We start from the raw sequence: 22,219 nt of genomic DNA, 5'->3' as shown, positions 1-22,219 counted from the left end.
GGTTACTTAAATAGAAAGCCGCTGATCATCTCAGCGGCTTTTTCTTAGAACTTCAATTCACGTTATTGAAGCGGCGTGATGCGGATATTAGCAATCTGCGCTTCATTCATCTCGCCATCTACGCCACCTGAGTAAATGTAGGTTTCATTAGATTTCAAGTAACTCATATTGAAATGGTCTTTGAGAACCAGTCGGTATGATTTGCCTTGTTCTAGAGAGACTTCAATCGGTGTTGAGTAACGCATACCTTTGTTCTCACCAATATGGCCCATTTGAATATAACCTTTACCAACTGACTGACCAGATTCGTCGAGAACTTCGAGCTCTTTCACTGCGTTAGTAATACCGGTATTTAGTTGGCCTAGGTTATTGTTATACCACGCCGCCAGCTGGTATCGCCCGTTAGTAGGAACGGTGAAAGCACTCAGACCATTTACATCACCACTATCTTTGCTCACAGTGACTACCGATACATCGTCTTTTAACGGTTGGTACTCACCCTCGAGTTTTACGCGAATATCTTCCCCAACACAAACAGGCTCACTTGGGTTAGAACGGAAGCCTTGTTCATTAATACTCTCAGCCAAATAACACGCAAAGCCGCTTAAGGTATCGCTGTACTCTTTTCCATTAACATTGCTTTGGATCAGTTGACCATTGCGGTACAAGTTGATGTTGTAGTCACTGGTTACACCAATCGTCACATTATTGTTAGCGCGAGCGACATCGAGCTTAGGCTCTTTTGGAGAAAATACTTTTGCGCTTTCTGTTGTGTAAGGTTTAACGCCATCCACCACTTTTATACTGCTATCGTCAGCGACAAGACTACCCAAGGTGACTTGGTAGTGACCATTATCATCAACCGTTACCTCTTCCACTGGATAGTAACCGTTTGACTCGCCTTGTGCTTCTGGCAGGTGAATCGTCACAGAGTAATTTTTACCCTTGAAGCTAAAGTTCTCCAATGTAATCTGATCTGATTGAGCAAAAAGTTGATTGCGAACCCATCCTGTAATGAACGGTTTAACTTCCAATTGTCCTGTTTCAGTGTGAATACCAAAGATAGTTTCGACTACCATATTGAGGTAACCACCTACCGACCATAGCTGGCGCTGGGAGTTAATTACTGGGCCATCAAGAGAAGCATCTGCACCATGATCACTGTGAATAATGAACGATTTACCAGACAACCACTCCAAATTTTCCATATTTGACAGGTTCGTTGCGGTACCACGAACTAGGGATTGAATCGCATTGTTAGCCGCTGCCACGTTTTGAGTATGATGTGCAGCGCGTAAGCTATATGCGGTGACAAATGGCCAAATCGCGCGGTTGTGATAAACAGGAACACCTGGCTGTTGAGGGAAATAAACTGGCACACCAAACTCACTATGAGGATAGTTTTCCATAATTTGTTTCGCCTGAGCATCACTGGCAATGCCACTTATAATTGCAAGCGCTTCACCTAGCATGTCATATTTATCGACGGCAATATCCTGCCCGTTGTCAAACAGGTAGCTGACGTACATACCGCGGTTCTCATTCCAAAAGTGCGTATTGATTGATTGCTTCAACTGATTCGCCCAATCGGTATATTTGACGGCATTTTTAGAGTCAAACTGCTCTGCCAACTTCGCTGCTAAGCGCATTGCTCGATAGTGAACAACGTTTGTTGATAGCGCCTTGCTACTACCAATCGCATTAACATCATCTGGCGTCCAAGTAGAATATGTCTGTTCACGCCAATCCAAGAAAGACTGTTCGCCAGTGTATAAACCTGAGTCTTGATCAAACGCTGCTAATCGATCTGCTTCTAGTGTATTGCTAACCGCATTGTAGGCGCGCTCTGCAAACTGGTTGTAGTCTTCCCCATCAAGTGCCGACAGTAAACGTTCTGCCCCTAGCGCCCAAGTTGTTCGGTCGGTACTGATCGGCCAACTGCCACCAGTGCCTGTATCTTGGACGATTTGCTCACCGTCATATTGTTTATCGGTTGAATCACGGAACGCAGATAATTTGAATTCCAAACCATTTTCAACACGAGTAGGGTTCATCAATGCCAAAGACAAATCAGCCGCATAGGCAAGATCACGTGTCCAAACATAGTGCCATTTAGCGCCTGTTTCGAACACTTCTGCTTTAATTGGCTTGTTGTAGTTATAGTTGCCATCTTTGATCTCAGAGACAGCGAGCTGGTCGAGCTCTTTAAGAGTTAGCGCAAACAACGCGTCAAACGCAGTGTCACCAGACACAACTCGTGGGCCATCCTGCTCGGTAATCACCATACCTTGATCGAGAGCATCTCGTAACTCAGTTGTCGTTGATATACCAAACTCACGTTGTGCCGCTTTTGGATCGTTGACTGAGAAAGTCACCGTTTCATTACTACCGTCGTAATTAGCGAAGAGTTTGACTTCTTTTACTTGGTGACCTTCGTGCACCATGGCTGGATCAATAATAGCATCAGAATAGTACTTCTCGGCTTCGGCCTGCGTCGCTTTGGTGACCGTCATCGTTGCGCTACTTTCATTGGCAAAGTTCACTGAGAACTTGTAGTACCCTTTATCAGCGAACGTAATTTCCGAGTTACAGTCATTGTTCATGCACGCTTCATTCGTCTCTGGCTTAGGCAGATAGTCTTGAGGCTGGTCAAATACCGCAGGATCTGAAAAGTGTGTGTATTCAATTTGCCAACCCGGATCGGCAATCTTGAATTGGTTACTACCACGAGCGACGCGCAGAACCGTCTCATATTCATTGTTGCCTAAATAGTTAAGCTTAGCGTGTTCGGCGGTTCCCCAATCGCCGTTTAAGCCACGTAAGTACAGGTCAGCAGAAATAATTGGTTTGTCCACTACTTCCGGACTATCTGAATCGGAACCGCAGCCCGATAAACCGATACATGACGCGACAGCAAGCGCAATAATACTTGGTTTCATAGTTATCCCTTAGATTGTTATTTTGGGCGATAGTCTAAGAAACCATTGGTTCAACGGAAAATAGGCGAACCACAAACAGATATAGATAACATCTATATCCACTAAACCGAACGTGACTGAGATCTACGAAAGGCATTTATCTTCGAATAAATGAGGTTTTAAATTTGTGATTTATAAATATTATTGTGCAAAATACTCCCACTTAAACTATGGGTAACGCGTATGGATAAATCACTTCAGCAGTTTTTACTTGTAGCTCGCTGCAAAAGCATCAGTGCAGCTGCAAGGTTAGCAGGGTTAAGCCAACCTACGGTCACCCACAACTTGAAAAAGCTAGAAGACAACCTTGGTGTCATGTTATTTGAACGACACGCAAACGGTATGGAGCTAACCGAGTATGGGCGCATCCTCTATCGTCATAGCAATGCAATGCAGCACGAGTACAACCAGATGATGCAAAGCATTGGTGAACGAAAACAATACCAAGTAGGCAAAATTAAAATGGGAACGGGCGATGCGTGGTGGCCTTTGTTTGCCAAACGCGCACTCGACGAGCACCTTGCTCAATCTCCCTCCGCATCTACTCACGTAGAGTTTGGCAATCACCTCGCTTTGATGGATTCGTTAATCAACGAGCAAATCGAATTCTTTATTGGGCATGAGATCGTTGGCCTATCAGAAAAATGTGATGTCACGTTTATCCCTTTGTTTCAAACCGCTGATGACTTCTTTGTTTCACCAAGCCACCCTCTTCTCAGTCAAGTCGTCACAGAGCGAATGCTGCACGAATACCCAGCGCTCTCAGTAACTTATGACGCAAAAAAGTTCAATCACGTCATTGATAATCCCATTCCAAAGCAAAATGAAAGAGAACGCCAGCAACTGGATGATAGACCGACGTACGAAATTGACTCATTACTTGCCAGCATTGATACCCTTAAAGACAGCGTTGCTGTAATGTCCTATACCAGCCATCTGAGTGATTATTTGGAGTCGTTCGGTTTGCAGAAACTAACTATGGAAAAAAAAGCTAAACCGGGAACGGTAGGAATTTATCGTCACCGACGAGAGACCTCGGAATCTCACTTAGCTTTGATCGAAAGAATAACGAAACTGGCACAGAGTTTAAGTTGAAAATGGACGAGGTGTAACGATGACATACGATGAATTTAATCAGTTCTGTGGCTCATTCGCTGCCACTTCCCATATTGTTCAATGGGGCGACGCGCACGTTTGGAAAGTAGGCGGAAAGGTGTTTGCTATTGGTGGCTGGAGTAAAGACAAGCAGCCTGCATTTACGTTTAAGACTTCCCCTTTAAACTTCGATTTTTTAAGTGATTATGAAGGCTATATTCCTGCCCCTTATTTCGCAAACCGAGGTATGAAGTGGATTCAGCAAACGGAAACCTCTGGACGCCTAGACGAAGAGCTAAAGTACTATTTATCAGAATCTTATCGATTAGTTGCACTTGGCTTGAGTAAGCGGAAACGCGAAGAATTGGGCATTGAACTGCCACTAGCCAAATCCTAAGGATTAACATGGAAGGTCTTGTTAACTTATTGCTCGCCGACCCTGAGCGTATGAGGGTTATGAAGTGCGTTCGTTCACTGGCTTTACCAGATTGCTACATTGCTGCCGGCTTTGTTCGAAATCTAGTTTGGGACCATCTTCATCACAAACCGCAGCCAACCCCACTTAATGACCTTGATATTGTCTACTTCGACCCAAATGAAACAGATGACAAGGCAGCGTTTATTTATGAAGCCCAGTTAGCTGCAATGATGCCAGAGCTCAACTGGCAAGTTCGCAATCAAGCAAACATGCACCTAAGGAATGGTGATATACCTTACCAAAGTACCTTGGATGCGATGAGTTACTGGCCAGAAAAAGAGACGGCTGTTGCTGCAAGACTGAACGAAAAGAACCAGATAGAGTGCATCTCAGCGTTCGGATTTGAGTCTTTGTTTTCTGGTTACCTTACTTGGAATCCAGAACGACCATTGGTTTTATTTCGACAACGATTAACTAAGAAAAATTGGCTAACAATTTGGCCAAACCTAAAACTTGTACTCAAGTAACCTCAACATAAACTAAATAAGAAGGACTTTATCTTTATGATCACTTGCTACGTTCGTTATGTCATTGATGCCAAAAAGACCAAGGAGTTTGAAGAATACGCAAAAATGTGGATTCCGTTAGTAGAAAAATTTGGCGGACAACACAACGGCTACTATCTTCCATCTGAAGGCGCCAACAATATTGCACTGGCATTATTTACATTCCCAAGCCTCGCGGCGTATGAGGAATACCGAGAAAACTCACTCAACGATGAAGAGTGCATCCAAGCCTTTAAATTCGCGGAAGAGACCGACTGTGTATTGAGTTACGAACGCAGCTTCTTCAGACCTGTTTTTAGCTAACTCAGACACACCGCGCTTGATGCCAATATCCTTAAAAGCGCGGTGTTACTAATCCCCAACCTCTGTACGATGCAACCTTTTCATGCGACACATCGAAACGTTCGCCTTATTGAAATTGAGTGTGAAAACGCTCAATCAAGAAGTCCAAAAACAAACGAAGTCGCTTGGGTTGATATTGGCGACTCAGGTAAATCACATTCAAATCTGCACCTGCGGAAGAAGTTGATGCGTTGAAGTTCTTCATATAGCCATTTAACACCGTCACTAAACGCTGCTGTTTGATGTCCTCTTGTACATCAAGAATCGATTTCAACGCAATACCTGCCCCATCTAACGCCCATTGACGAATCACTTCGCCATCATCAGAAAAACGCTTCGGTACGACAGTAACTACATTGTGCTGCTCTTCATCTTGAAAGTGCCATGTTTTCAACTCTTCATTGCTGCGAACCATGGCTAAACAATCGTGCTGTGCTAAATCTTGTGGCGTGATCGGCGTGCCTTTCTTTGCCAAATACTGAGGAGAAGCGCAAAGCACTCGGCGACTGGACGCCAATTTGCGAGAGATAAGGTTGCTGTCGGCTAGCTCCCCATATCGGATAACGATGTCCAAACCGGACTCAGCTAAGTTGGATAAGTTATCGTTCAAATACAGATAAGGAATCACATCGGGATAGAGCTGACTAAATTCCGACAGTATTGGCGAAATGTATTGCTTTCCAATATCACGAGGAGCCGAGATTTTAAGTGTGCCGCGCACTTCTTTGGTGCCAGTTTGGAGTAAGTTCTCCGTCTCTTTAACGCTGTCGATGATTTCCAAGCATGCCTGATGGTACATAGCGCCAGAATCCGTCAGTGAGATATGCCTTGTACTGCGATTAAGTAATTTCACCCCATAACGGTCTTCCAGCGACTGCAATCTTGCCGTCACTGTTGCTGGCGATAAGCCGAGCTCTCTACCAGCCGCCGCCAGCCCTTGGTTCTTCACTATGCTGACAAACAGCGTCATATCCGAAAACTTGTCCACATTCCCTCCTAAAACCTCATTATTCGACTGAACTGAATAATCAATTCAAATATTACCCAATTATCAAATTTCTTCCAATCAATATACTGGCTTCAACGAAACAAGAATTGGAGAAACAAATCATGAAAACAGAAAAAACTGTTTACGTCGTACTAGGTGGCACATCAGGTATTGGTGCTGAACTTAGCCAACAACTTGCAAGCGACAATGCGATTGTCCACGTCGCAAGCCGCAAAACAGGGTTAGACATCAGCGATGAACAGTCGGTTTACCACTACTTCGAAACCATTGGTGCTTTTGACCACCTGATCGTCACAGCAGGCTCTTATGCTCCGGCAGGCAAAGTGGTGGATGTAGAAGTTTCCCAAGCAAAATACGCGTTCGATACCAAATTTTGGGGCGCAATCAACGCGGCGAAACATGGCGCACGCTACATCAAGAAAGGCGGCTCAATTACGCTAACGTCTGGCATGTTATCGCGCAAAGTTGTTGCTAACACCTACGTCAAAACTGCCATCAACGCGGCCATTGAAGCGACCACAAAAGTGCTAGCGAAAGAGTTGGCTCCTATCCGAGTGAATGCGGTCAGCCCTGGTTTGACTAAAACTGAGGCGTATCAAGGCATGAACGAAGACGACAGAAATGCCATGTTCAGACGCTCACAAAATAGCTTGCCCGTAGGCAAAGTTGGTGAAGCCAGTGACGTTGCAAAAGCTTACTTACTTCTGATTGAAAACAGCTACATGACTGGCGCCGTGATTGATGTTGATGGTGGCGCACTGCTTGGCTAACAACACACGTTCAGCTAACCGCAAATAAAAACAAGGTGCCAGAGCAATAAAGAAGCATGGCACCAATGGGTTCAAACGAAATAAAAAAAGAGACTCCCCCATGAATAAAGAAAAAATGCCGCTGCAGGTATGGATCTTAACGCTTGCAGCTTTTGCTATCGGTACCGCGGAATTTGTTATTGCAGGAATCCTTCCTCAAGTCGCCAACTCTTTGTCCATCACGGAAGGGCAAGCGGGTTATCTAATCAGTGCCTACGCGCTTGCCATTGTGTTTGGCGGCCCGCTACTTACGATTTACTTGGCACGCTTTAACAAGAAAGCCGTACTGGCTGGGCTGATGGTGCTGTTTATTCTCGGCAACGTATTGTCCGCTTTCGCACCGAACTACTTTGTGTTGATGGTCAGCCGAGTGATCACAGGTTTGGTTCAAGGTCCTTTCTACGGCATCGGAGCCGTGGTGGCGACCAATTTGGTTTCAGAAAAAATGGCAGGTCGTGCGGTCGGACAGATGTTCGCAGGCCTCACACTGGCTAACGTTTTAGGTGTGCCTGGCGGTACTTGGATTGGCTTGCAATTCGGCTGGCACACCACTTTCTTAACCGTTGCCGCTTTTGGTTTAGTGGCTCTGTTCTTTATCACTTCAGTGATCAAATCGACTGGTCATGGGGAAGCAAAAGATGTCAAAGCGCAATTGGCTGCGTTCAAAAACCCAATGCTACTTATCAGCCTTGCGATCACCGTATTTGCTTGGTCGGGGTTTATGACTTTGTATGGCTACATCGCCCCTATCGCCATGCACATCACTGGCTTTGGTGAAAGTGACGTGACTTGGATTTTGGTTATCGTTGGTGTCGGTCTGATTGTCGGCAACACCATGGGTGGTCGCTCATCGGATAAAAACCTACAAAAAGCGTCCATGTTCTGGGCTATCGCGATGATTGTGTCACTGGTACTGGTCGGCCTAACTGTCGACAGCAAAGTTCTGTTTATTGCCACCGCCTTTGTATTTGGTATTGCGTCATTCGCTAACGTGCCAGCAATGCAGCTTCGAGTAATGAACCACGGTGGTGAAGGTCAAGAGCTAGCGGCGACGGCAAACATCTCTGCGTTCAACTTAGCCAATGCCTTTGGCGGCTTCTTAGGCGGCATGGTGCTCGATAGCCAAATGGGCGCTGGCATGCTCCCTTACGCAGCCATCATTGTTCCACTAATTGGTTTGCTATTCATCGCCAAGGCAAACCGCAAAGAAAGCAAACAAACTGAGCTAACACCAAGCTTCAACAACTAATTTCATCCCTACTGGTAGCCCTGACTTAACGCCTCCCGAACAAGCGGGGCTACCCAATACGAATCACCAGGAAAATACTATGAAACTCTACATTTACGAACATTGCCCATTCAGTGCTCGCGTCCGCTATGTTGCTGGCATGCTGAATATCCAACTCGATGTCATCAATATTGCTTATGACGACGACAAAACCACAACAGACCTGATTGGAACCAAACAAGTACCACTTCTTATCAAAGACAACGGTGAAGCGATGGCAGAAAGCCTAGATATCATCGCTTACTTCCTTGAACTGGCTACATCAAGTGAAACAAGTCACCCATCTCAACAAGCGCTAGATTGGCAAAAAATCGCGTTTCTTCCACTGCAGAAGGTGGGTTACCCACGTTGGTCAAACATGGATTTACCAGAGTTTGCCACTCAGTCTGCACAGCTCGCTTGGCGCGCGAAAAAGGAAACTGACGCACTCAATTTTGACGCACTTCTGCAAGACACACCAAACATTGCCAAAGAGGTAGAAGCGCTCATCGAACGTGCGAAAAGTGTGTTGAACCTAGACTCTTATCAGCATGTGACTTTGGTAGACGAAGCGATCCTATTTTCTATTTTGCGCGGGTTCTTCAGCGCCGCAGAAATCCAATGGGACAACGCCGTGAAAGATTGGATGGAATCGGTAAGCAACAAAACCCAAGTACCACTACTTAAGTAAGGAACCAATCATGAGCAAGCTATTTGAACCAGCACAGCTGAAACAACTAACTCTACAAAACCGCGTAGTCATGGCACCAATGACCCGAGCGCGCACTAGCCAACCGGGAAATATTCCAAACCAAATGATGGCGACTTACTACAAGCAGCGTGCAACCGCAGGCTTAATCATCTCTGAAGCCACCCAGATTTCAGATGATTCGCAAGGTTACTCGTTCACACCAGGCGTCTACACTGATGAACAAGTGGCAGGCTGGAAAACCGTCACTCAAGCAGCAAAAGAGCAAGGCGCAGCGATGTTTTGTCAGTTGTGGCATGTTGGTCGTGTATCACACCCAACATTCCAAAAAGGCGAACAGCCTATTGCCCCATCAGCACTAAAACCCGTAGAAACCCAAGTGTGGATTGCCGACGAGCAAGGCAATGGCAACATGGTCGATTGTGTAGAGCCACGAGCGATGACTCAAGCCGATATTGACCGCGTAGTGAGTGATTTCGCCCATGCCGCGAAACGTGCGATTGAAGCAGGCTTCGATGGCGTCGAAATCCACGGCGGTAATGGTTACCTGATTGACCAGTTCCTACGTACCAATTCAAACCACAGAACCGACAACTACGGCGGAACTCGCAAAAACCGACTTCGCTTTTTGTTAGAAGTGGTCGATGCGGTGAGCGAAGCCATTGGTGCCAACAAAGTGGGTGTACGACTCGCACCTTTCATCACTTTCAAGGACATGAACTGCCCAGACATTGTGCCAACCATCCTTGATGCATCGAAACAACTTCAAGCTCGTGATATTGCGTACTTGCACCTGTCTGAAGCGGATTGGGACGACGCACCAGTGATTCCAGAAAGCTTCCGCACCGAACTGCGCGAATACTTCACCAACACGATTATCGTCGCTGGCAGTTACACCCAAGAGCGTGCTGACGAGGTACTTGAGAAAAGTTATGCGGATTTAGTCGCGTTTGGACGCCCATTTGTGTCTAACCCAGATTTGGTTGCGCGCTTACAGTCCCAACAACCTCTGGCAGAACTGGATAGCTCGACACTATTTGGTGGCAGTGAACACGGCTATACAGATTACCCAGCGCTTGGTTGAGAGGCTTTACCCGCTTGTGATAGCGATTCATAGCGTGCCGTATTTCTCAGATTAATCAGTTGCTATCCCATAAAGGGAAAAGCGCAACGCAGCTCAACGTTTTCTTAAGTTTGAGTGTAATAAACTGACTGCATATTCAGAATGCAAATTTAGGAGAACGCTCGTGTCTGATGAAAATACAAAACAAGAAGTGACGGTTGTTGATATTAAGATGCCATTTATGTCGATGGTGATCTTTATGGTCAAGTTCGCTATCGCTTCAATCCCTGCGATGATCATCTTAGGTATTATTTTCAGTATCTTGGGTGCGCTTTTCGGTGGGATGTTCCACGGTATGGGCCACATGTAACCGACTAATCCACAAACACTCTCCACGTTTTACTCATGGAGAGTGTTTCTTTTTAATCCACCAGCACTAAAGAATCTAAGATGCCTTTACCGCTGTGGATGCCACCTTCGTTTTCACTGGCTGGTTTACTGCGAATCAAATAACCAGCGTAGCCATCCAATTGCGTTACAGGTTCACCTTGATAGTGCGCCGTGAATAAACCAATTTCACTCACAAGGTCCGTCACCACGCTCTGCTTTGCATCACGCACTGCAATCGTCGGTATTTCTCTTTCATGCGGATACAAACGCTGCATTAAAGCCCAAGCGCTGTATTGCTCTTGTGGCAGTCGACTCAGTTGTTTCGCTATATCTTCACCAAAGATACAGTGACCACCGCCCTCACCTTGGTTTTTCAACACCCATTCGTCTTTGTTGCCAGAGGCAGCAAACCATTTAATCGTGTCAGTGTTAATTGGCTTCATCTCTGCCAATACGCTTTTGACCAACTCGGCTTCTTCAAGATTGAGCCCCCAGCGCTGATACTCACATGCCGGCATCATGGTTAACAACATTTGCATTGATTTACTGGTAGCCAACTGTTGACTAATGGTCGCATTCATCGCTACGTAGTGCTTTTCCATGAACAAACGAGTTTGGCTCAAGGTGTGGCAACAGATTGGTTCATTTAGCTCTGGTGAGAAGTAGTCCATATATTGATAACCAGCGCGCAAGTACACAACGTCAAGACCGCCAATGTTTTCTAACAAGAGGCGTTGATTGTCACCACTCGATAGCTGTGAACTTAGCTGCTCAAAGGTACGTCTTACCGTGCGAACGCCAAGCTCCTGCAATTCCACTTCGAGTAAGTGTTGGTCATACACATTGTCTTCGTTTTTCTGCACCACCATCAAAAACGTCGGTGCACCTTCTTCATTAAAATGCGCTTTGACTTTTCTCGCGGCAGTGGCAATGCCAAGCGCAAGTTGCTGCATGCCTTGGTTATCAGCTGGTGTTGCCGTTTTATCTTCTAAGCATTGTTGGTAGACGCTGCCCCACTGTGAGCTTAGGAATTGATGCAGCTCTGTGGCACGCTGACCAAAAGGCGCCATCCCAGCCGCAATGCCATTAAACTCGATGACTTTCGCGCCGTGTTGACGATCATCCATAAAGTCGGTTCGCATTAACAACAGGGGTTGGCGTGCTGCTTCATGGTGAACCTCTTTATGCAGTTCCAACAAACGCTCAAAGAAAGTATCGGCTTTGCCTAGCTCGGCTAAGGAGGTTTGCAGGAATTCATAATCCTCAGACACATGACTGATCAGCTTGGCGATTAACGGCGTCACTTTCTTCAAACGTGCGAACACATCGCGCTCTATCGTCATTGGCGCAAAGCTAAAAGGACAGTGTCTTGCGGTGTTATCTGCTTGACGAAATGCCACACCGTGCATGATTGCCCACTCACAAGCTTCTTCGATCACTTGTTGCGGGATGGTTTGTTTGTCTGAGGTACTCATGTTTTTGCTTCAAAATTTTTCGCCTAATGTACTTAAGACGCTGGAAGTTGCAATAAGACGCACACTTTCTCGATTTATTTTTCGTTTTTTTGCTCAACAAAGCGCCGAGTCATATCCCGCCGTATGTTTAACCCTCTTTCTTTGCGGCGGATGACTGGTTAAAATGCACAAAATTGCGCACTAACTGGATAGATCATGGCAAAACTTACCCTTCAAGAGCAGATGCTAAAAGCAGGCTTGGTTAACGAGAAAAAACTGAAGAAAGCGAAAAAAGGCTCTAAAAAATCACGCGTTCAAGCTCGCGAAGTAAAAGCGGCGGTTGAAGAGAACAAACGTCAGCAGTTAGAGCGTGACAAGCAATTGAGCGAGCAACAAAACGCAGAGCGCTTGAACAAAGAAATCAAAGCGCAAATCAACCAACTGATTGAAATGAATAAGGTTGATTTGAAAGATGGCGACATCAAGTACAACTTCACACACGGCACGCTTGTGAAATCTCTGTACGTTGAGTCAGAGATCCGCGAGCAGCTTATCAAAGGCATCTTGGCAATCGCGATTGTTGGTGAAAGCTACGTTGTCATCCCACGTGGTGTAGCAAACAAGATTGCTCAACGCGATGAATCTGTGATCATCGAACAGAAAGAACCAGAAGCGGACATCCCGGCAGAAGATGACCCGTACGCAGATTTCGTCGTACCAGACGATCTGATGTGGTAATGCTCCACTACGTGGAACCCAAATTGAAAAAGCCGCGACCATCGCGGCTTTTTTGTGTTTGCTATTCGCTCTCTTGATGGCGTTGTCGAATGTAATCGACGATGTGTTTTATCTGGCTCTGCGCGTGTCTTCGTCCTAAATAGTACGCGTACATAACACGCTTACGAGGCTCTAAGTTTTCAATTTGTAACGTCACGATGTTTTCATCCTTCACCATAGACGCTGGCAACATACCCATGTATTTGCCTGACTGAATCGCGTGATACGCCAAACCAAGATCATCCACCGTCAAACCTTGCTGTGGCGATACAGCGACTTCTTCAAATTGCTTGTTCACAAACATCCAGTTCATTGCAGGACGAGTTATCACTCCCGGCAGTGATTCCAACTGTTCGATGGAAAGAGTGAGTTCACTCAGTTGATGGTTTACAACGTAATCACGGTGGGCACAAACGACGTATGGAATATCCCATAAATGCAATGCGATTGCAGAGGAATCGACAAGTGGACCAACTCGGAATGCTAAATCGATGTCATCTTTAATCAGATGCTTATTGTCGTTCGACAGAGAAACATCAAGCTGAAGATCGGGGTGCTCTGCTGCAAAATCGATAAGCCACGCCCCAAGAAAATCAATGCCAGCACGAACGGGCATCGACACATTCAACTTCCCCTTAAAAGCAACTTCAGAATCCACCGCAAAATCTATCGACTGGCGAATTGTCCCAAGCAGAGCCGAGCAGTTTTGATAAAGCTCCTCACCGCGGGTAGACACTTTGACTTCACGGGTGGTGCGATGAAGCAGCACTAAACCCAAGTTGTTTTCTAGCGCTTCAATACGTCGACTCACCGTACTGTGAGGAATTTCTAACCGCTCAGAGGCGCGCTTTAAACTGCCCTCTTCTACCACGGTGCAAAATACCTGCAAATCATCCAACACTCGTTTCACGCACAACTCCTTTTAGCGAGTATGAATTTCTATTATCCCATTTTTGGAATAGTGATACTCAATATCGCCAATTTTTTCTCTCCGCGCAAGCGTCTAGTATTTGATTCACAGACAGGGCAAACGCCCATTAATCGAATCACGAGGATGACATCATGAAAGCAGTATTACTGACTCAAACAGGCGGCAGCGACAAACTGGTTTACCAAGACGTTGCACAACCAACATTGAAAGAGGGACAAGTTTTGGTTCGCATTCACGCCGCACCAGTGAACTTCATTGATACCATCATCCGTAAAGGCAATATGCCTCCAGGTATGATGCCAGAGTTGCCATACATCTCTGGTGTAGAAGGCAGTGGCGTGATTGCCGATTCAAACAACACAAGCTTAAAAGAAGGTACGAAAGTCGCGTTTCTTGGCCCAATTGGCGCATCAACTTACGCAGAGTTTACTGCTGTCGATGCAGATAAGTTAGTCGTGCTACCAGAATCGGTCGACCTTCAAGAAGCCGCTGTTCTACCTGTTAACTACTTTACGGCTTACCACATGCTACATAACGTTGCTCGCGTTGAAGAAGGCAAAACAGCGCTGGTTTACGCAGCGTCCGGTGGCGTGGGTACGGCATTGATTCAATTGGCGAAGTTAGCAGGTCTAAACGTTATTGCTTTAGAGCGACAAGCCCACAAAGCAGAAAACGCATTGAAGATGGGTGCGGACCACGCATTTACCTCTGATAGCGATTGGGTAGAGTCAGTTAAAGAAGTCACCGAAGGTCGCGGAGTGAACTACATCTTTAACCCAGTAGCTGGCGATACCATAGTGCAAGACTTGGAAGTACTGGCACCACTTGGTCACGTTGTTGTGTTTGGTTTCTTGGCGGGTATGGGTGAGACAAACTTACAAGCCGAGGCGATTAAGCACTTTAGCAAAGCGCCAACCATTACTTACTCAGAAATCTACGCGACTTACTTCAACGACTACCCATTAGTGAAATCATCCATGGAAGCGCTTTACGAACTCCTAGAGCAAGGCAAAATTAAACCTGTGTTTACCACTCTGCCGTTGTCCGAAGCGGCGCAAGCACACGATAAAATCGAAAGTGGTTCGGTGATGGGAAAAATGTTGTTGCTACCGTAACTCTAAAGATTCCCCACAATCAAAAAAGGTCGCTGTAATAGCGACCTTTTATCTTATCGGACTTCGTTATTCTGCAAGTAACTTCGGCCAGTTTTTATCCCCGCTCGCAATGTTACCCGGAATGTCTTGTTGCCAAGAGGCTTGAACGGATTTGCTGTAGTTTAGGTAGAGCTTTCCATCGTGAATATTCCACGCATTGGGGTCTATCTTCGCGGTATAGCCTTTGCTCACTGCCCAAGCACAATAGCCGCCATATTGCGGTGCAAATTTCTCCGGATTTTTCACGAATGCATCTCGATTTTCAGCCGATGAAAAGTACCATTTGGCATCATTCCAACGGTAAGTAAAATCGCTGTCACCTTTGACTGGTTTTGATTGAGTGAAGTAGGCAACAGGGTCGTAACCACGAATCGCTTTACCGAGAAAATCGCTATAAACAGGATCAAGAGCGAAAGCAGGAAGCGTCAAACTCCCCCAAATGAAGAACACACTCAACAGTTTCAATATCAGCTTCATCATCTCCCCCTTGAAATAGATTTGAATATTAACCAACTCTTACAAGAGACAGGTAAACTCAAATCAAAATTTCAAAGGAGCCAAAAAAACGTCACCTGCTTACAGTTCTTTCTGATTTTCAATATCAGCATGAAGTTGCTTGATTCTTGCTTGAAGCCTTGGTGCTAAATTCTGCATCATAGTTTGGCTTAAAATCATCGACTCTTGGGTCACTTGAGGCATCTTCTTCAAAATGCTCTGGCCTTCGTCCGTTTGATAGAAAGCTAGCATCGCTGAAATCTCAGCTTCAGTGAACTGTCTCATGTAGACATCCATTGTCATAGGCTTAAGTTTAGCCCAACTCACTTCCTCTCTCAGCATCTGGTTAACATCTTGGTAGTACTGCTCAATAATGGCTTGCTTCGACTCTGAGACGTTAAGCCCTTTAGAAGCTTGTATAGTAACCTCGTTTACCTGAGCATGAATTGTTTCAACAATCGCATCCATGTCCATAATCTCAAGCAGTTCACTAAGTTTTTCTAGTTTGGTTTCTTCTGAAGCCATTACATGTAATGGCAACACAAGCAACAGAACTAGCACCAACTTCCTCATCACTCTTACCTCATCCTATAAAGCTATTGATATTTTTGAATATTCACATAATTGCTTAAACAGGCATGACTTTATAAGTTCGCGAGCAACATTGCACTACTGCTGATCACAATAACGGACTTCCTCACTACATAAGCCAAGATAAATGACTACCAGCACCGTAAACGTGTTCAATATGCTCTTTCAAAGCATCTCTGCCTCAAAGCGCGCCGTTCGCGCTTGCGCGATGGTACAGTTTGTTTCTGACATCAACTCTGCCAAAGTAATATTTGGGTTTTCTGATACCAATCTAACGAGCTTGGCTTCCAAAGGTTCGAGCTTATCGCTGTGTTTGGTGAGACCAACTTCTATTTTGCTGATCATAAATCGCATCGGCTCAGCTTCTTCGGCCCTAATGTGATCGAGAAACGCTTTCAAATCCAAAGCCTCACCAGTAATTTGCCAATTACGTGAACGTCGGATGCGCTTCAGTTCGCACTTTTTCTCTGCAGCGATAACTTTAGCTCGTTTGGCATGATCCCCACCAATTCGGTGAATCAAAGATGGTAGAGGGATGGAGATAATCTTGTCAGTCATCACAATAGTGGCATGGTTAATTTCGTCGCCTATGATAAACAGCTCGCCTCATTTTTTCATCGAGAAAACCTAATCGTTTTCAAAGCGTGGTGATTTTGGTCGAAAATACGAGGTTTATGCTTGCCCACTCAATAGGCTTTAAAGATTCTGACACCTTTCATTCTTGGACAAGGTGATATAAGAAATGGAGCGTATTTTAAGCCCTTATATTTCTGGCTATTTACATTTAAATGGCAAGCCCGTCGAGGGCATCAATATAGAAAGGACGATTGTTTTCGAAGGTGTTGCTTCTGACTCGACGCAATCTGATGCCGAAGGGCACTTTGTTTTTGAAGCTGTTCTATTAGATTCAAAACACCAACAGCATTCTTTGCAAGATATTCGAGTGAAGCTGGATCTGAGTACCGAGTTTCAAGGTGATGAAGTGAAGATATGGCAATCAAAGGTACACTCATTTCACCCTTCTCCCCTTCTGTTCATTTCTCTTGAAAGCTTGACCTGTAAATTGGACGCCCCACTCAAAGTCTTCACTTATCCGACAACACAAACGGAACCAGTCACCAATGAAATCTATAGTGTTTGCGACCTAAATGCGCTTACTTTCGAAGAGCTTTATTAGGGATTACCCCACTACAGACACATTCTCTGCTACCCATTTAAGAAGCTGTTTCGCGGCTTTAGACAGCACTTGGTTTTGGCGAACAATATAGCCAAAATCGGTGTTGGGGAAGCTGGGTAACGGCGTTACTTTTCTTGAGAGTTTCAATCTTGGATCGAGTGAGAAGTCCGGCACAATTGCGGTTCCGAATCCGGCTTCTGCCCAATCAATTTGAGCCTCCACACTGCCCACTTCCATGACTCTATGTTTTGGCAGGTTTAGCTCTGGAAGAGACGCGTCAATCAACTCACGAGTTCGGGTATCGTGGCCGAGCAAGATAAGGGTTTGGTTCTCTTCGCTGTTATCTCGCCAATCGAAGATGTTATCGCCGAAAGCACACCAATGAATCTGGGTCAGCGACGTAAAGTGCAGTGGTTGACTCTCTTTCTGCGCAATAACAAAACCGATGTCAGCACGAGCACTTTTTACCAAATCTACCGCTTGCGATGAAGTGGTGTTGAACAGCGCTAAGTCGATACCGGGATATTCGTTTTTGAATTGTTGGAATGGCTTGATAAGTAACAGGCGCGAGACAATATCACTCGCCGCAATCGAGAGCGTTCCTTGCGTTAAGTCATTAATGGCATTGAGATCAGACTGGCAGATTTGCAGCTCATTCAACATGTGCTCGGCAGTGTCTAATAATCGCTTACCTGCCTGAGTCAGTTGTACAGGGTTCCGCTCAATCAACTTAGCCCTAGTAGCTTGTTCAAGTTGTTTGATATGAAGACTGACATTTGGCTGCGTCATGTGCAGTTCAATCGCTGTTTTGCCGAAATGTTTTACTTCTGCCAAGGTGACAAACGTACGTAACCAGTTCAAATCTAACATAGAAAATTACCCGATATGATTTTCTTATCAAGTTAATGAGTATAATTAATTTCTCTTATTCATGCGAGCATCCTAAGATTTTCCGGTCTGTTTTTGGAGAATGAATTATGTCGTCTATCGTTGTTGTGGGTGCAAACTGGGGTGATGAAGGCAAAGGCCGCATCGTTGACTTTTTGGCAGAGCAAGCTTCTGCAAGCATTCGTTTCCAAGGTGGTAACAACGCGGGTCACACCGTGGTTAACGACCTAGGTACGTTCAAGCTGCACCAGCTACCAAGTGGCGTTTTCAACCCTGACTGTTTGGCAGTTTTAGGTCCGGGTATGGTTATCAGCCCTGCGTCGCTGTCTGAGGAGATTGCGGAAGTTGAAGAAGCGGGCGTGAAAGTGAAAATGTGCATCTCTGATCGCGCAACACTGTGTCTACCTCTACACGCACTAGAAGATACGCTAGAAGAACAACGCTTAGGCGACAACGCATACGGTTCAACTCGTCAGGGTATTGCCCCTGCATACGGTGACCGTGTGATGAAAAAAGGCATCCTAGTTGGTTGGTTGAAACAACCAGAAGTTCTAGTAGAACGCATCAAGTTCTGGATGGACTGGAAACTTCCACAACTACGTGCACTTTACCCAACGTTCGAATTCGAACAAACCGCTGAAGAGATGGCGAACTGGTTACTAGAAGTGTCAGCACCTTGGCGTGATGCTATCTGCAACGTAACGCTTCCGCTAAAAGAGCTGCAAGCAAAAGACCAAACTCTACTATTCGAAGCACAGCTAGGTGCGGGCCGTGACCTTGTTTACGGTGAGTACCCATGGACAACCTCTTCAAACGTTGTGTCTATGTACGCTGGTATCGGTAGTGGCCTTCCTGCTCTGCGTCCAGAGCGTGTTATCGCAGTAGCAAAAGCGTTCAGCTCATCAGTAGGTACAGGTACGCTGATCACAGCAATGGAAGAGCAAGATGCATTCCGTGAACTAGCGGGTGAGTTCGGTGCAACAACCGGTCGTCCACGTGACATGGGTTACTTCGATGCTGTTGCAACGAAGAACGGCGTTGAGCTTCAGGCAGCGACTGAAATTGCACTAACAAAAGTAGACTGTCTGACTGGTCTTAAAGATCTAAAAATCTGTGTTGGTTACGAAGGCGAGCACAGCGAAAACCCAATTTGGCCTCAAACGGCTGCACTAGCACCAATCTACGAGAAGATGGAAAGCTGGAGCGAAGACATTACTGGTTGCCGTAAATTCGAAGAGCTACCAGTTGCGGCACAAAAATACGTTCTACGTATTGAAGAACTAATGGGTGTACCAGTGAAAATGGTATCGGTTGGTCCTGGTCGTGAACAAATGATTATGCGCTAAGACGTGGATTAACACGTCTATTGGCAAGCGGCTTTTATCTTTTCCGGGGTAAAGCCGCTTTTTTTATAACCAAATATCTCTAGCTAAATTTTTTATAAGATCGGGCTCACATTCTACGTAGAATAATTCCTAAATTTGAGACGCTTCATATAGCTTTGTGTAACTTTTCGATTTTGCTTCCAAATTCTTGTGAATTATCATCTTCTTACTCGTACTTATCGCGGCTTTGGTGACAACTTTAAGATGCTTATTGTCGCGGTGATATCTTTCTCCGTCACCATGTTGGCAATGATTCCAATCGCCAATCAACATCACAAGAGCCTCACTTTAACTGCCGTTTCTCAGATAGAGTCTGAATTGTTGTCGAGTATCGATCAGCTAAGTTATTTACTTGAAGATGATTTCTATGAGCAAAGTTGTGACCACTTAATCTACGAGCTACGAAGTAGCATTTTCAGTCTAGGTATGGCTAAGGAAGCGGCTACGTTCGACACTAATGGTAAAGTGCGCTGCACCAGCAGTGAGCGCGCACCATCCTTCCACATATACAAAACGATACTAGCCCGCCTTGCGGAGAGTGAATCACATGTCACTCTATCGTACACGCGTAGTGCCTTAATCCCAGATAAAACCTTGATTTTATTATTCTCTCGCTACAATGGGAGAGGAGTAAGCGTTCTTTACCCCAAAGAATATCTCGTTGAAATGGTAGAAGATATTTTTAGCTTTGGTGATATGGATTATCGAATCGATGTTATTGGCCGAACGGTGAAAAGCGCGAAAGGCAAAGAGCCAATCAGAATTGAAGAAATTGAGTCATCCGTTTTTCCGCTTAAGGTCTTCTCTTGCGTTGGGCTAAATTTCTACTTCACCTACCTCCTGAGTAAACTTTGGATTGGGTTATTGGCAATGACATTTTGCATGCTTGCTTACCTGATGTATTCCGCGAGAAAAGTGGAACAAAACAGCTTAGAGTTTTCTTTGGCTAAAGCGATAAAAAATAAAAACCTAACGGTCCACTTTCAGCCTATTGTTGATCAAAGAGACAACAAAGTTATCGGTGGTGAGTCACTGGTCAGATGGATTGATCCTGTTCAAGGGTTTATTTCGCCTGGAATCTTCATACCTTTAGCAGAAAAAGTCGGCCTGATCGACAAGATCACCTACTTAGTGCTAGAGAGGGCGGCCTTGTTAATAGAGAAAAACAAATCCCATTTCCAAGAGCGCTACATCAGCGTGAATATTAGCCGCTCCCTTATTTTACGAGCCGATTTTATCAATGAAATTGAGGCTCGGCTGAGATTCAGACACTTTATTTGTGAGAGATTGGTATTCGAAATAACGGAAGAAGCGATATTTTCTGAGTCTGAACTATCAACACTAAAAAAACACCTCAATAGCTTATCTCTGCTAGGGATACGAATCGCGATTGACGATTTTGGAACTGGATACTCAGGGCTAGATTTTATCACTCAGTATTCTTTTGACATCATCAAAATCGATCGCGTCTTTGTCAATAACTTGAATGACAGTCAAACCATACGACCTTTACTCGAATCTATGCGCACACTAGCAACAACACTCAATATGTCTGTTGTAGTGGAAGGAGTAGAGGAAGAATCACAACTAATGGTTTTACGCCAATTAGGCTTTTACAACATCCAAGGCTTCTATTTCTCGAAACCTATCCCTCACGATAAGTTTATGACTTTTGTTGAGCAAAGCGACAAAGCCGCGGACTCAACTAAGAGCGTAAACGGTTAGACAAAAGAGCGCTCTGCGCGCTCTTTTACTATGGCTCTGATTAACCAAACAAGCGACGCTTCATCCCTGCTCTTTCAAGAATGCGCGTAGTAATTTCTTCCACCGACAGCGATGACGTGTTGATGTAAGGAATGGCTTCTCTTCTAAACAGTGCTTCTACCGTATCAAGCTCCAACTTACATTGCTCAGTGCTGGCGTATTCGCTGCCTGACAAGCGGTTCTCACGGATTTCATTCAACCGTTCTGGGTTGATGGTTAAGCCAAACAGCTTGTGGCGATGGATTTCAAACTCCGGCAATAAACGCATCATCTTGACGTCTTCAGCAATAAACGGGTAGTTCACCACACGTAAGCCAAATTGCATCGCCATGTACAGACTGGTCGGTGTTTTGCCACTGCGAGAAACACCAAGAAGGATAATATCGGCCTCATCCAAGCCTTTAAGCGTGATGCCGTCATCGTGAGCAAGCGTGTATTCAATCGCAGCGATACGGTCGAAATAGGTATCCGAATCTTTGCTTACGCTACGTGAGCGCTGCATCTTTGGTTGTGGCTCCATCTGAATGTCATCTTGCACTTTCTGCACAATGCTCTCTAGCACGTCATAGCTATGAGCCGGGGCTTTTAGCAGCATTTCACGAATTTCTGGCACAACAATCGAGAAGAAAACCAAAGGTTTAATCCCATCACGCTGGTAGGAAATCTCGATTTCTTTGATGACATCGGCGACTTTGTCTTCACTTTCGACAAAAGGAAAGGTTTTTTCATTAGGAATGAAGGAAAACTGACCCAGAACAACATGCCCTAACGTCTCACATGTTATGGCCGTTCCGTCAGAAACATAGAATACATCACGACTTTGGCTATTTATTTGCATTTTAGTTTAATTTTTAAAATTCATTTGAGTAGGATGGTTTACATAATATTAATAAATGAGTTTGGCTTGCAATTGCGTGCCCCACAGCTTTGAAAATTCTTCGGAGTTTTTTTAAGCCA

At 45.2% G+C, this 22,219-nt stretch carries 23 protein-coding genes; 14 read left to right on the top strand and 9 right to left on the bottom strand.

The features are described from left to right. Positions 1–62: 62 nt before the first annotated feature. On the bottom strand, positions 63–2,939 hold the full coding sequence (locus tag KIV41_RS09945; RefSeq protein WP_285336209.1) for an amylo-alpha-1,6-glucosidase: 2,877 nt from the start codon (positions 2,937–2,939) through the stop codon (positions 63–65). Between the two features lie 222 nt (positions 2,940–3,161). Between KIV41_RS09945 and KIV41_RS09940 the strand changes: the two genes are divergently transcribed. From KIV41_RS09940 to KIV41_RS09925, 4 genes are read left to right on the top strand one after another with little or no spacing between them, the layout of a single operon-like run. After that, entirely contained in the window at positions 3,162–4,073 is a 912-nt protein-coding gene (locus KIV41_RS09940) for a LysR family transcriptional regulator (RefSeq protein ID WP_010452915.1), read from the top strand. A gap of 19 nt (positions 4,074–4,092) precedes the next feature. Further along, the gene (locus tag KIV41_RS09935) at positions 4,093–4,470 is read left to right on the top strand and encodes an MmcQ/YjbR family DNA-binding protein (RefSeq protein WP_045385637.1); all 378 of its coding nucleotides are present in this window, start codon (positions 4,093–4,095) and stop codon (positions 4,468–4,470) included. A gap of 8 nt (positions 4,471–4,478) precedes the next feature. Continuing rightward, entirely contained in the window at positions 4,479–5,018 is a 540-nt protein-coding gene (locus tag KIV41_RS09930; protein ID WP_045385634.1) for a nucleotidyltransferase family protein, read from the top strand. Positions 5,019–5,054: 36 nt separating this feature from the next. After that, positions 5,055–5,360, top strand: a complete 306-nt coding sequence (locus KIV41_RS09925; RefSeq protein WP_045385631.1) for an NIPSNAP family protein — start codon at positions 5,055–5,057, stop codon at positions 5,358–5,360. Positions 5,361–5,466: 106 nt separating this feature from the next. Here the strand turns inward: KIV41_RS09925 and KIV41_RS09920 are convergent, their stop codons facing one another. Then, positions 5,467–6,387 (bottom strand): LysR family transcriptional regulator, encoded by a 921-nt coding sequence (locus KIV41_RS09920; RefSeq protein WP_045385629.1) that lies wholly within the window; start codon positions 6,385–6,387, stop codon positions 5,467–5,469. Positions 6,388–6,509: 122 nt separating this feature from the next. On the opposite strand from KIV41_RS09920, the gene KIV41_RS09915 reads away from it, so the two are divergent. The 5 genes from KIV41_RS09915 to KIV41_RS09895 all read left to right on the top strand — a co-directional run bounded on the left by KIV41_RS09915 (position 6,510) and on the right by KIV41_RS09895 (position 10,626). Further along, positions 6,510–7,178, top strand: coding sequence for an SDR family oxidoreductase (locus KIV41_RS09915; protein ID WP_045385626.1), 669 nt, complete (start codon positions 6,510–6,512; stop codon positions 7,176–7,178). 100 nt (positions 7,179–7,278) lie between these two features. Then, a complete protein-coding gene (locus tag KIV41_RS09910) occupies positions 7,279–8,466 on the top strand; it encodes an MFS transporter (protein WP_045385623.1) in 1,188 nt (395 codons plus the stop codon). Between the two features lie 79 nt (positions 8,467–8,545). After that, a complete protein-coding gene (locus KIV41_RS09905; protein ID WP_045385621.1) occupies positions 8,546–9,175 on the top strand; it encodes a GrxB family glutaredoxin in 630 nt (209 codons plus the stop codon). Positions 9,176–9,185: 10 nt separating this feature from the next. Further along, positions 9,186–10,277 carry an alkene reductase gene (locus tag KIV41_RS09900; protein ID WP_285336206.1) on the top strand — a complete coding sequence of 364 codons (1,092 nt, stop codon included), beginning with the start codon at positions 9,186–9,188 and terminating at the stop codon, positions 10,275–10,277. 163 nt (positions 10,278–10,440) lie between these two features. Further along, complete coding sequence (locus KIV41_RS09895; RefSeq protein WP_020194668.1) at positions 10,441–10,626, top strand: hypothetical protein; 186 nt, start codon at positions 10,441–10,443, stop codon at positions 10,624–10,626. A 52-nt stretch (positions 10,627–10,678) separates the two neighbouring features. Here KIV41_RS09895 and KIV41_RS09890 read toward each other — a convergent pair whose 3' ends face one another. Continuing rightward, positions 10,679–12,121, bottom strand: a complete 1,443-nt coding sequence (locus KIV41_RS09890; RefSeq protein WP_285336205.1) for a glutathione synthase — start codon at positions 12,119–12,121, stop codon at positions 10,679–10,681. Positions 12,122–12,316: 195 nt separating this feature from the next. Between KIV41_RS09890 and KIV41_RS09885 the strand changes: the two genes are divergently transcribed. Then, positions 12,317–12,838: a DUF2058 domain-containing protein gene (locus tag KIV41_RS09885; RefSeq protein WP_005439241.1), complete on the top strand. Its 522-nt coding sequence runs from the start codon at positions 12,317–12,319 to the stop codon at positions 12,836–12,838. A 61-nt stretch (positions 12,839–12,899) separates the two neighbouring features. Here the strand turns inward: KIV41_RS09885 and KIV41_RS09880 are convergent, their stop codons facing one another. Next, positions 12,900–13,787 (bottom strand): LysR family transcriptional regulator, encoded by an 888-nt coding sequence (locus tag KIV41_RS09880; protein WP_045385615.1) that lies wholly within the window; start codon positions 13,785–13,787, stop codon positions 12,900–12,902. A 152-nt stretch (positions 13,788–13,939) separates the two neighbouring features. Between KIV41_RS09880 and KIV41_RS09875 the strand changes: the two genes are divergently transcribed. Further along, positions 13,940–14,923 (top strand): zinc-binding dehydrogenase, encoded by a 984-nt coding sequence (locus tag KIV41_RS09875; RefSeq protein WP_045385613.1) that lies wholly within the window; start codon positions 13,940–13,942, stop codon positions 14,921–14,923. Between the two features lie 66 nt (positions 14,924–14,989). On the opposite strand, the gene KIV41_RS09870 is transcribed toward KIV41_RS09875, so the two are convergent. The 3 genes from KIV41_RS09870 to KIV41_RS09860 all read right to left on the bottom strand — a co-directional run bounded on the left by KIV41_RS09870 (position 14,990) and on the right by KIV41_RS09860 (position 16,606). Next, positions 14,990–15,439, bottom strand: a complete 450-nt coding sequence (locus KIV41_RS09870; RefSeq protein ID WP_020194663.1) for a YHS domain-containing (seleno)protein — start codon at positions 15,437–15,439, stop codon at positions 14,990–14,992. A 99-nt stretch (positions 15,440–15,538) separates the two neighbouring features. Further along, complete coding sequence (locus tag KIV41_RS09865) at positions 15,539–16,030, bottom strand: DUF2059 domain-containing protein (RefSeq protein ID WP_045385610.1); 492 nt, start codon at positions 16,028–16,030, stop codon at positions 15,539–15,541. 183 nt (positions 16,031–16,213) lie between these two features. Further along, positions 16,214–16,606, bottom strand: a complete 393-nt coding sequence (locus KIV41_RS09860; protein WP_045385607.1) for a ribosome recycling factor family protein — start codon at positions 16,604–16,606, stop codon at positions 16,214–16,216. Positions 16,607–16,790: 184 nt separating this feature from the next. Between KIV41_RS09860 and KIV41_RS09855 the strand changes: the two genes are divergently transcribed. Continuing rightward, the gene (locus KIV41_RS09855; RefSeq protein ID WP_045385604.1) at positions 16,791–17,225 is read left to right on the top strand and encodes a DUF6795 domain-containing protein; all 435 of its coding nucleotides are present in this window, start codon (positions 16,791–16,793) and stop codon (positions 17,223–17,225) included. Between the two features lie 3 nt (positions 17,226–17,228). Here the strand turns inward: KIV41_RS09855 and KIV41_RS09850 are convergent, their stop codons facing one another. After that, positions 17,229–18,095 carry a LysR family transcriptional regulator gene (locus tag KIV41_RS09850; RefSeq protein WP_045385602.1) on the bottom strand — a complete coding sequence of 289 codons (867 nt, stop codon included), beginning with the start codon at positions 18,093–18,095 and terminating at the stop codon, positions 17,229–17,231. Between the two features lie 107 nt (positions 18,096–18,202). On the opposite strand from KIV41_RS09850, the gene KIV41_RS09845 reads away from it, so the two are divergent. Further along, on the top strand, positions 18,203–19,459 hold the full coding sequence (locus tag KIV41_RS09845; protein ID WP_038886489.1) for an adenylosuccinate synthase: 1,257 nt from the start codon (positions 18,203–18,205) through the stop codon (positions 19,457–19,459). 243 nt (positions 19,460–19,702) lie between these two features. Beyond that, entirely contained in the window at positions 19,703–21,223 is a 1,521-nt protein-coding gene (locus tag KIV41_RS09840) for an EAL domain-containing protein (protein ID WP_082038688.1), read from the top strand. A 40-nt stretch (positions 21,224–21,263) separates the two neighbouring features. On the opposite strand, the gene KIV41_RS09835 is transcribed toward KIV41_RS09840, so the two are convergent. Beyond that, the gene (locus tag KIV41_RS09835; protein WP_005439262.1) at positions 21,264–22,100 is read right to left on the bottom strand and encodes a pyruvate, water dikinase regulatory protein; all 837 of its coding nucleotides are present in this window, start codon (positions 22,098–22,100) and stop codon (positions 21,264–21,266) included. Positions 22,101–22,219 lie beyond the last annotated feature (119 nt).

This window comes from Vibrio sp. D401a, from assembly GCF_030248515.1.
Taxonomy (GTDB): domain Bacteria; phylum Pseudomonadota; class Gammaproteobacteria; order Enterobacterales; family Vibrionaceae; genus Vibrio; species Vibrio rotiferianus.
Note: the sequence above shows the minus strand (reverse complement) of the source record. Positions and strands in the feature narration are given on the sequence as shown.

Excerpts from the sequence above, each read along its gene's own strand:
- KIV41_RS09905 (WP_045385621.1), top strand. The coding sequence starts at position 8,546 with ATGAAACTCTACATTTACGAACATTGCCCATTCAGTGCTCGCGTCCGC.
- KIV41_RS09910 (WP_045385623.1), top strand. The coding sequence starts at position 7,279 with ATGAATAAAGAAAAAATGCCGCTGCAGGTATGGATCTTAACGCTTGCA.
- KIV41_RS09875 (WP_045385613.1), top strand. The coding sequence starts at position 13,940 with ATGAAAGCAGTATTACTGACTCAAACAGGCGGCAGCGACAAACTGGTT.
- KIV41_RS09835 (WP_005439262.1), bottom strand. The coding sequence starts at position 22,100 with ATGCAAATAAATAGCCAAAGTCGTGATGTATTCTATGTTTCTGACGGA.
- KIV41_RS09855 (WP_045385604.1), top strand. The coding sequence starts at position 16,791 with ATGGAGCGTATTTTAAGCCCTTATATTTCTGGCTATTTACATTTAAAT.
- KIV41_RS09945 (WP_285336209.1), bottom strand. The coding sequence starts at position 2,939 with ATGAAACCAAGTATTATTGCGCTTGCTGTCGCGTCATGTATCGGTTTA.
- KIV41_RS09940 (WP_010452915.1), top strand. The coding sequence starts at position 3,162 with ATGGATAAATCACTTCAGCAGTTTTTACTTGTAGCTCGCTGCAAAAGC.
- KIV41_RS09915 (WP_045385626.1), top strand. The coding sequence starts at position 6,510 with ATGAAAACAGAAAAAACTGTTTACGTCGTACTAGGTGGCACATCAGGT.
- KIV41_RS09850 (WP_045385602.1), bottom strand. The coding sequence starts at position 18,095 with ATGTTAGATTTGAACTGGTTACGTACGTTTGTCACCTTGGCAGAAGTA.
- KIV41_RS09925 (WP_045385631.1), top strand. The coding sequence starts at position 5,055 with ATGATCACTTGCTACGTTCGTTATGTCATTGATGCCAAAAAGACCAAG.
- KIV41_RS09840 (WP_082038688.1), top strand. The coding sequence starts at position 19,703 with ATGCTTATTGTCGCGGTGATATCTTTCTCCGTCACCATGTTGGCAATG.
- KIV41_RS09890 (WP_285336205.1), bottom strand. The coding sequence starts at position 12,121 with ATGAGTACCTCAGACAAACAAACCATCCCGCAACAAGTGATCGAAGAA.
- KIV41_RS09845 (WP_038886489.1), top strand. The coding sequence starts at position 18,203 with ATGTCGTCTATCGTTGTTGTGGGTGCAAACTGGGGTGATGAAGGCAAA.
- KIV41_RS09860 (WP_045385607.1), bottom strand. The coding sequence starts at position 16,606 with ATGACTGACAAGATTATCTCCATCCCTCTACCATCTTTGATTCACCGA.
- KIV41_RS09865 (WP_045385610.1), bottom strand. The coding sequence starts at position 16,030 with ATGAGGAAGTTGGTGCTAGTTCTGTTGCTTGTGTTGCCATTACATGTA.
- KIV41_RS09930 (WP_045385634.1), top strand. The coding sequence starts at position 4,479 with ATGGAAGGTCTTGTTAACTTATTGCTCGCCGACCCTGAGCGTATGAGG.
- KIV41_RS09870 (WP_020194663.1), bottom strand. The coding sequence starts at position 15,439 with ATGAAGCTGATATTGAAACTGTTGAGTGTGTTCTTCATTTGGGGGAGT.
- KIV41_RS09935 (WP_045385637.1), top strand. The coding sequence starts at position 4,093 with ATGACATACGATGAATTTAATCAGTTCTGTGGCTCATTCGCTGCCACT.
- KIV41_RS09900 (WP_285336206.1), top strand. The coding sequence starts at position 9,186 with ATGAGCAAGCTATTTGAACCAGCACAGCTGAAACAACTAACTCTACAA.
- KIV41_RS09885 (WP_005439241.1), top strand. The coding sequence starts at position 12,317 with ATGGCAAAACTTACCCTTCAAGAGCAGATGCTAAAAGCAGGCTTGGTT.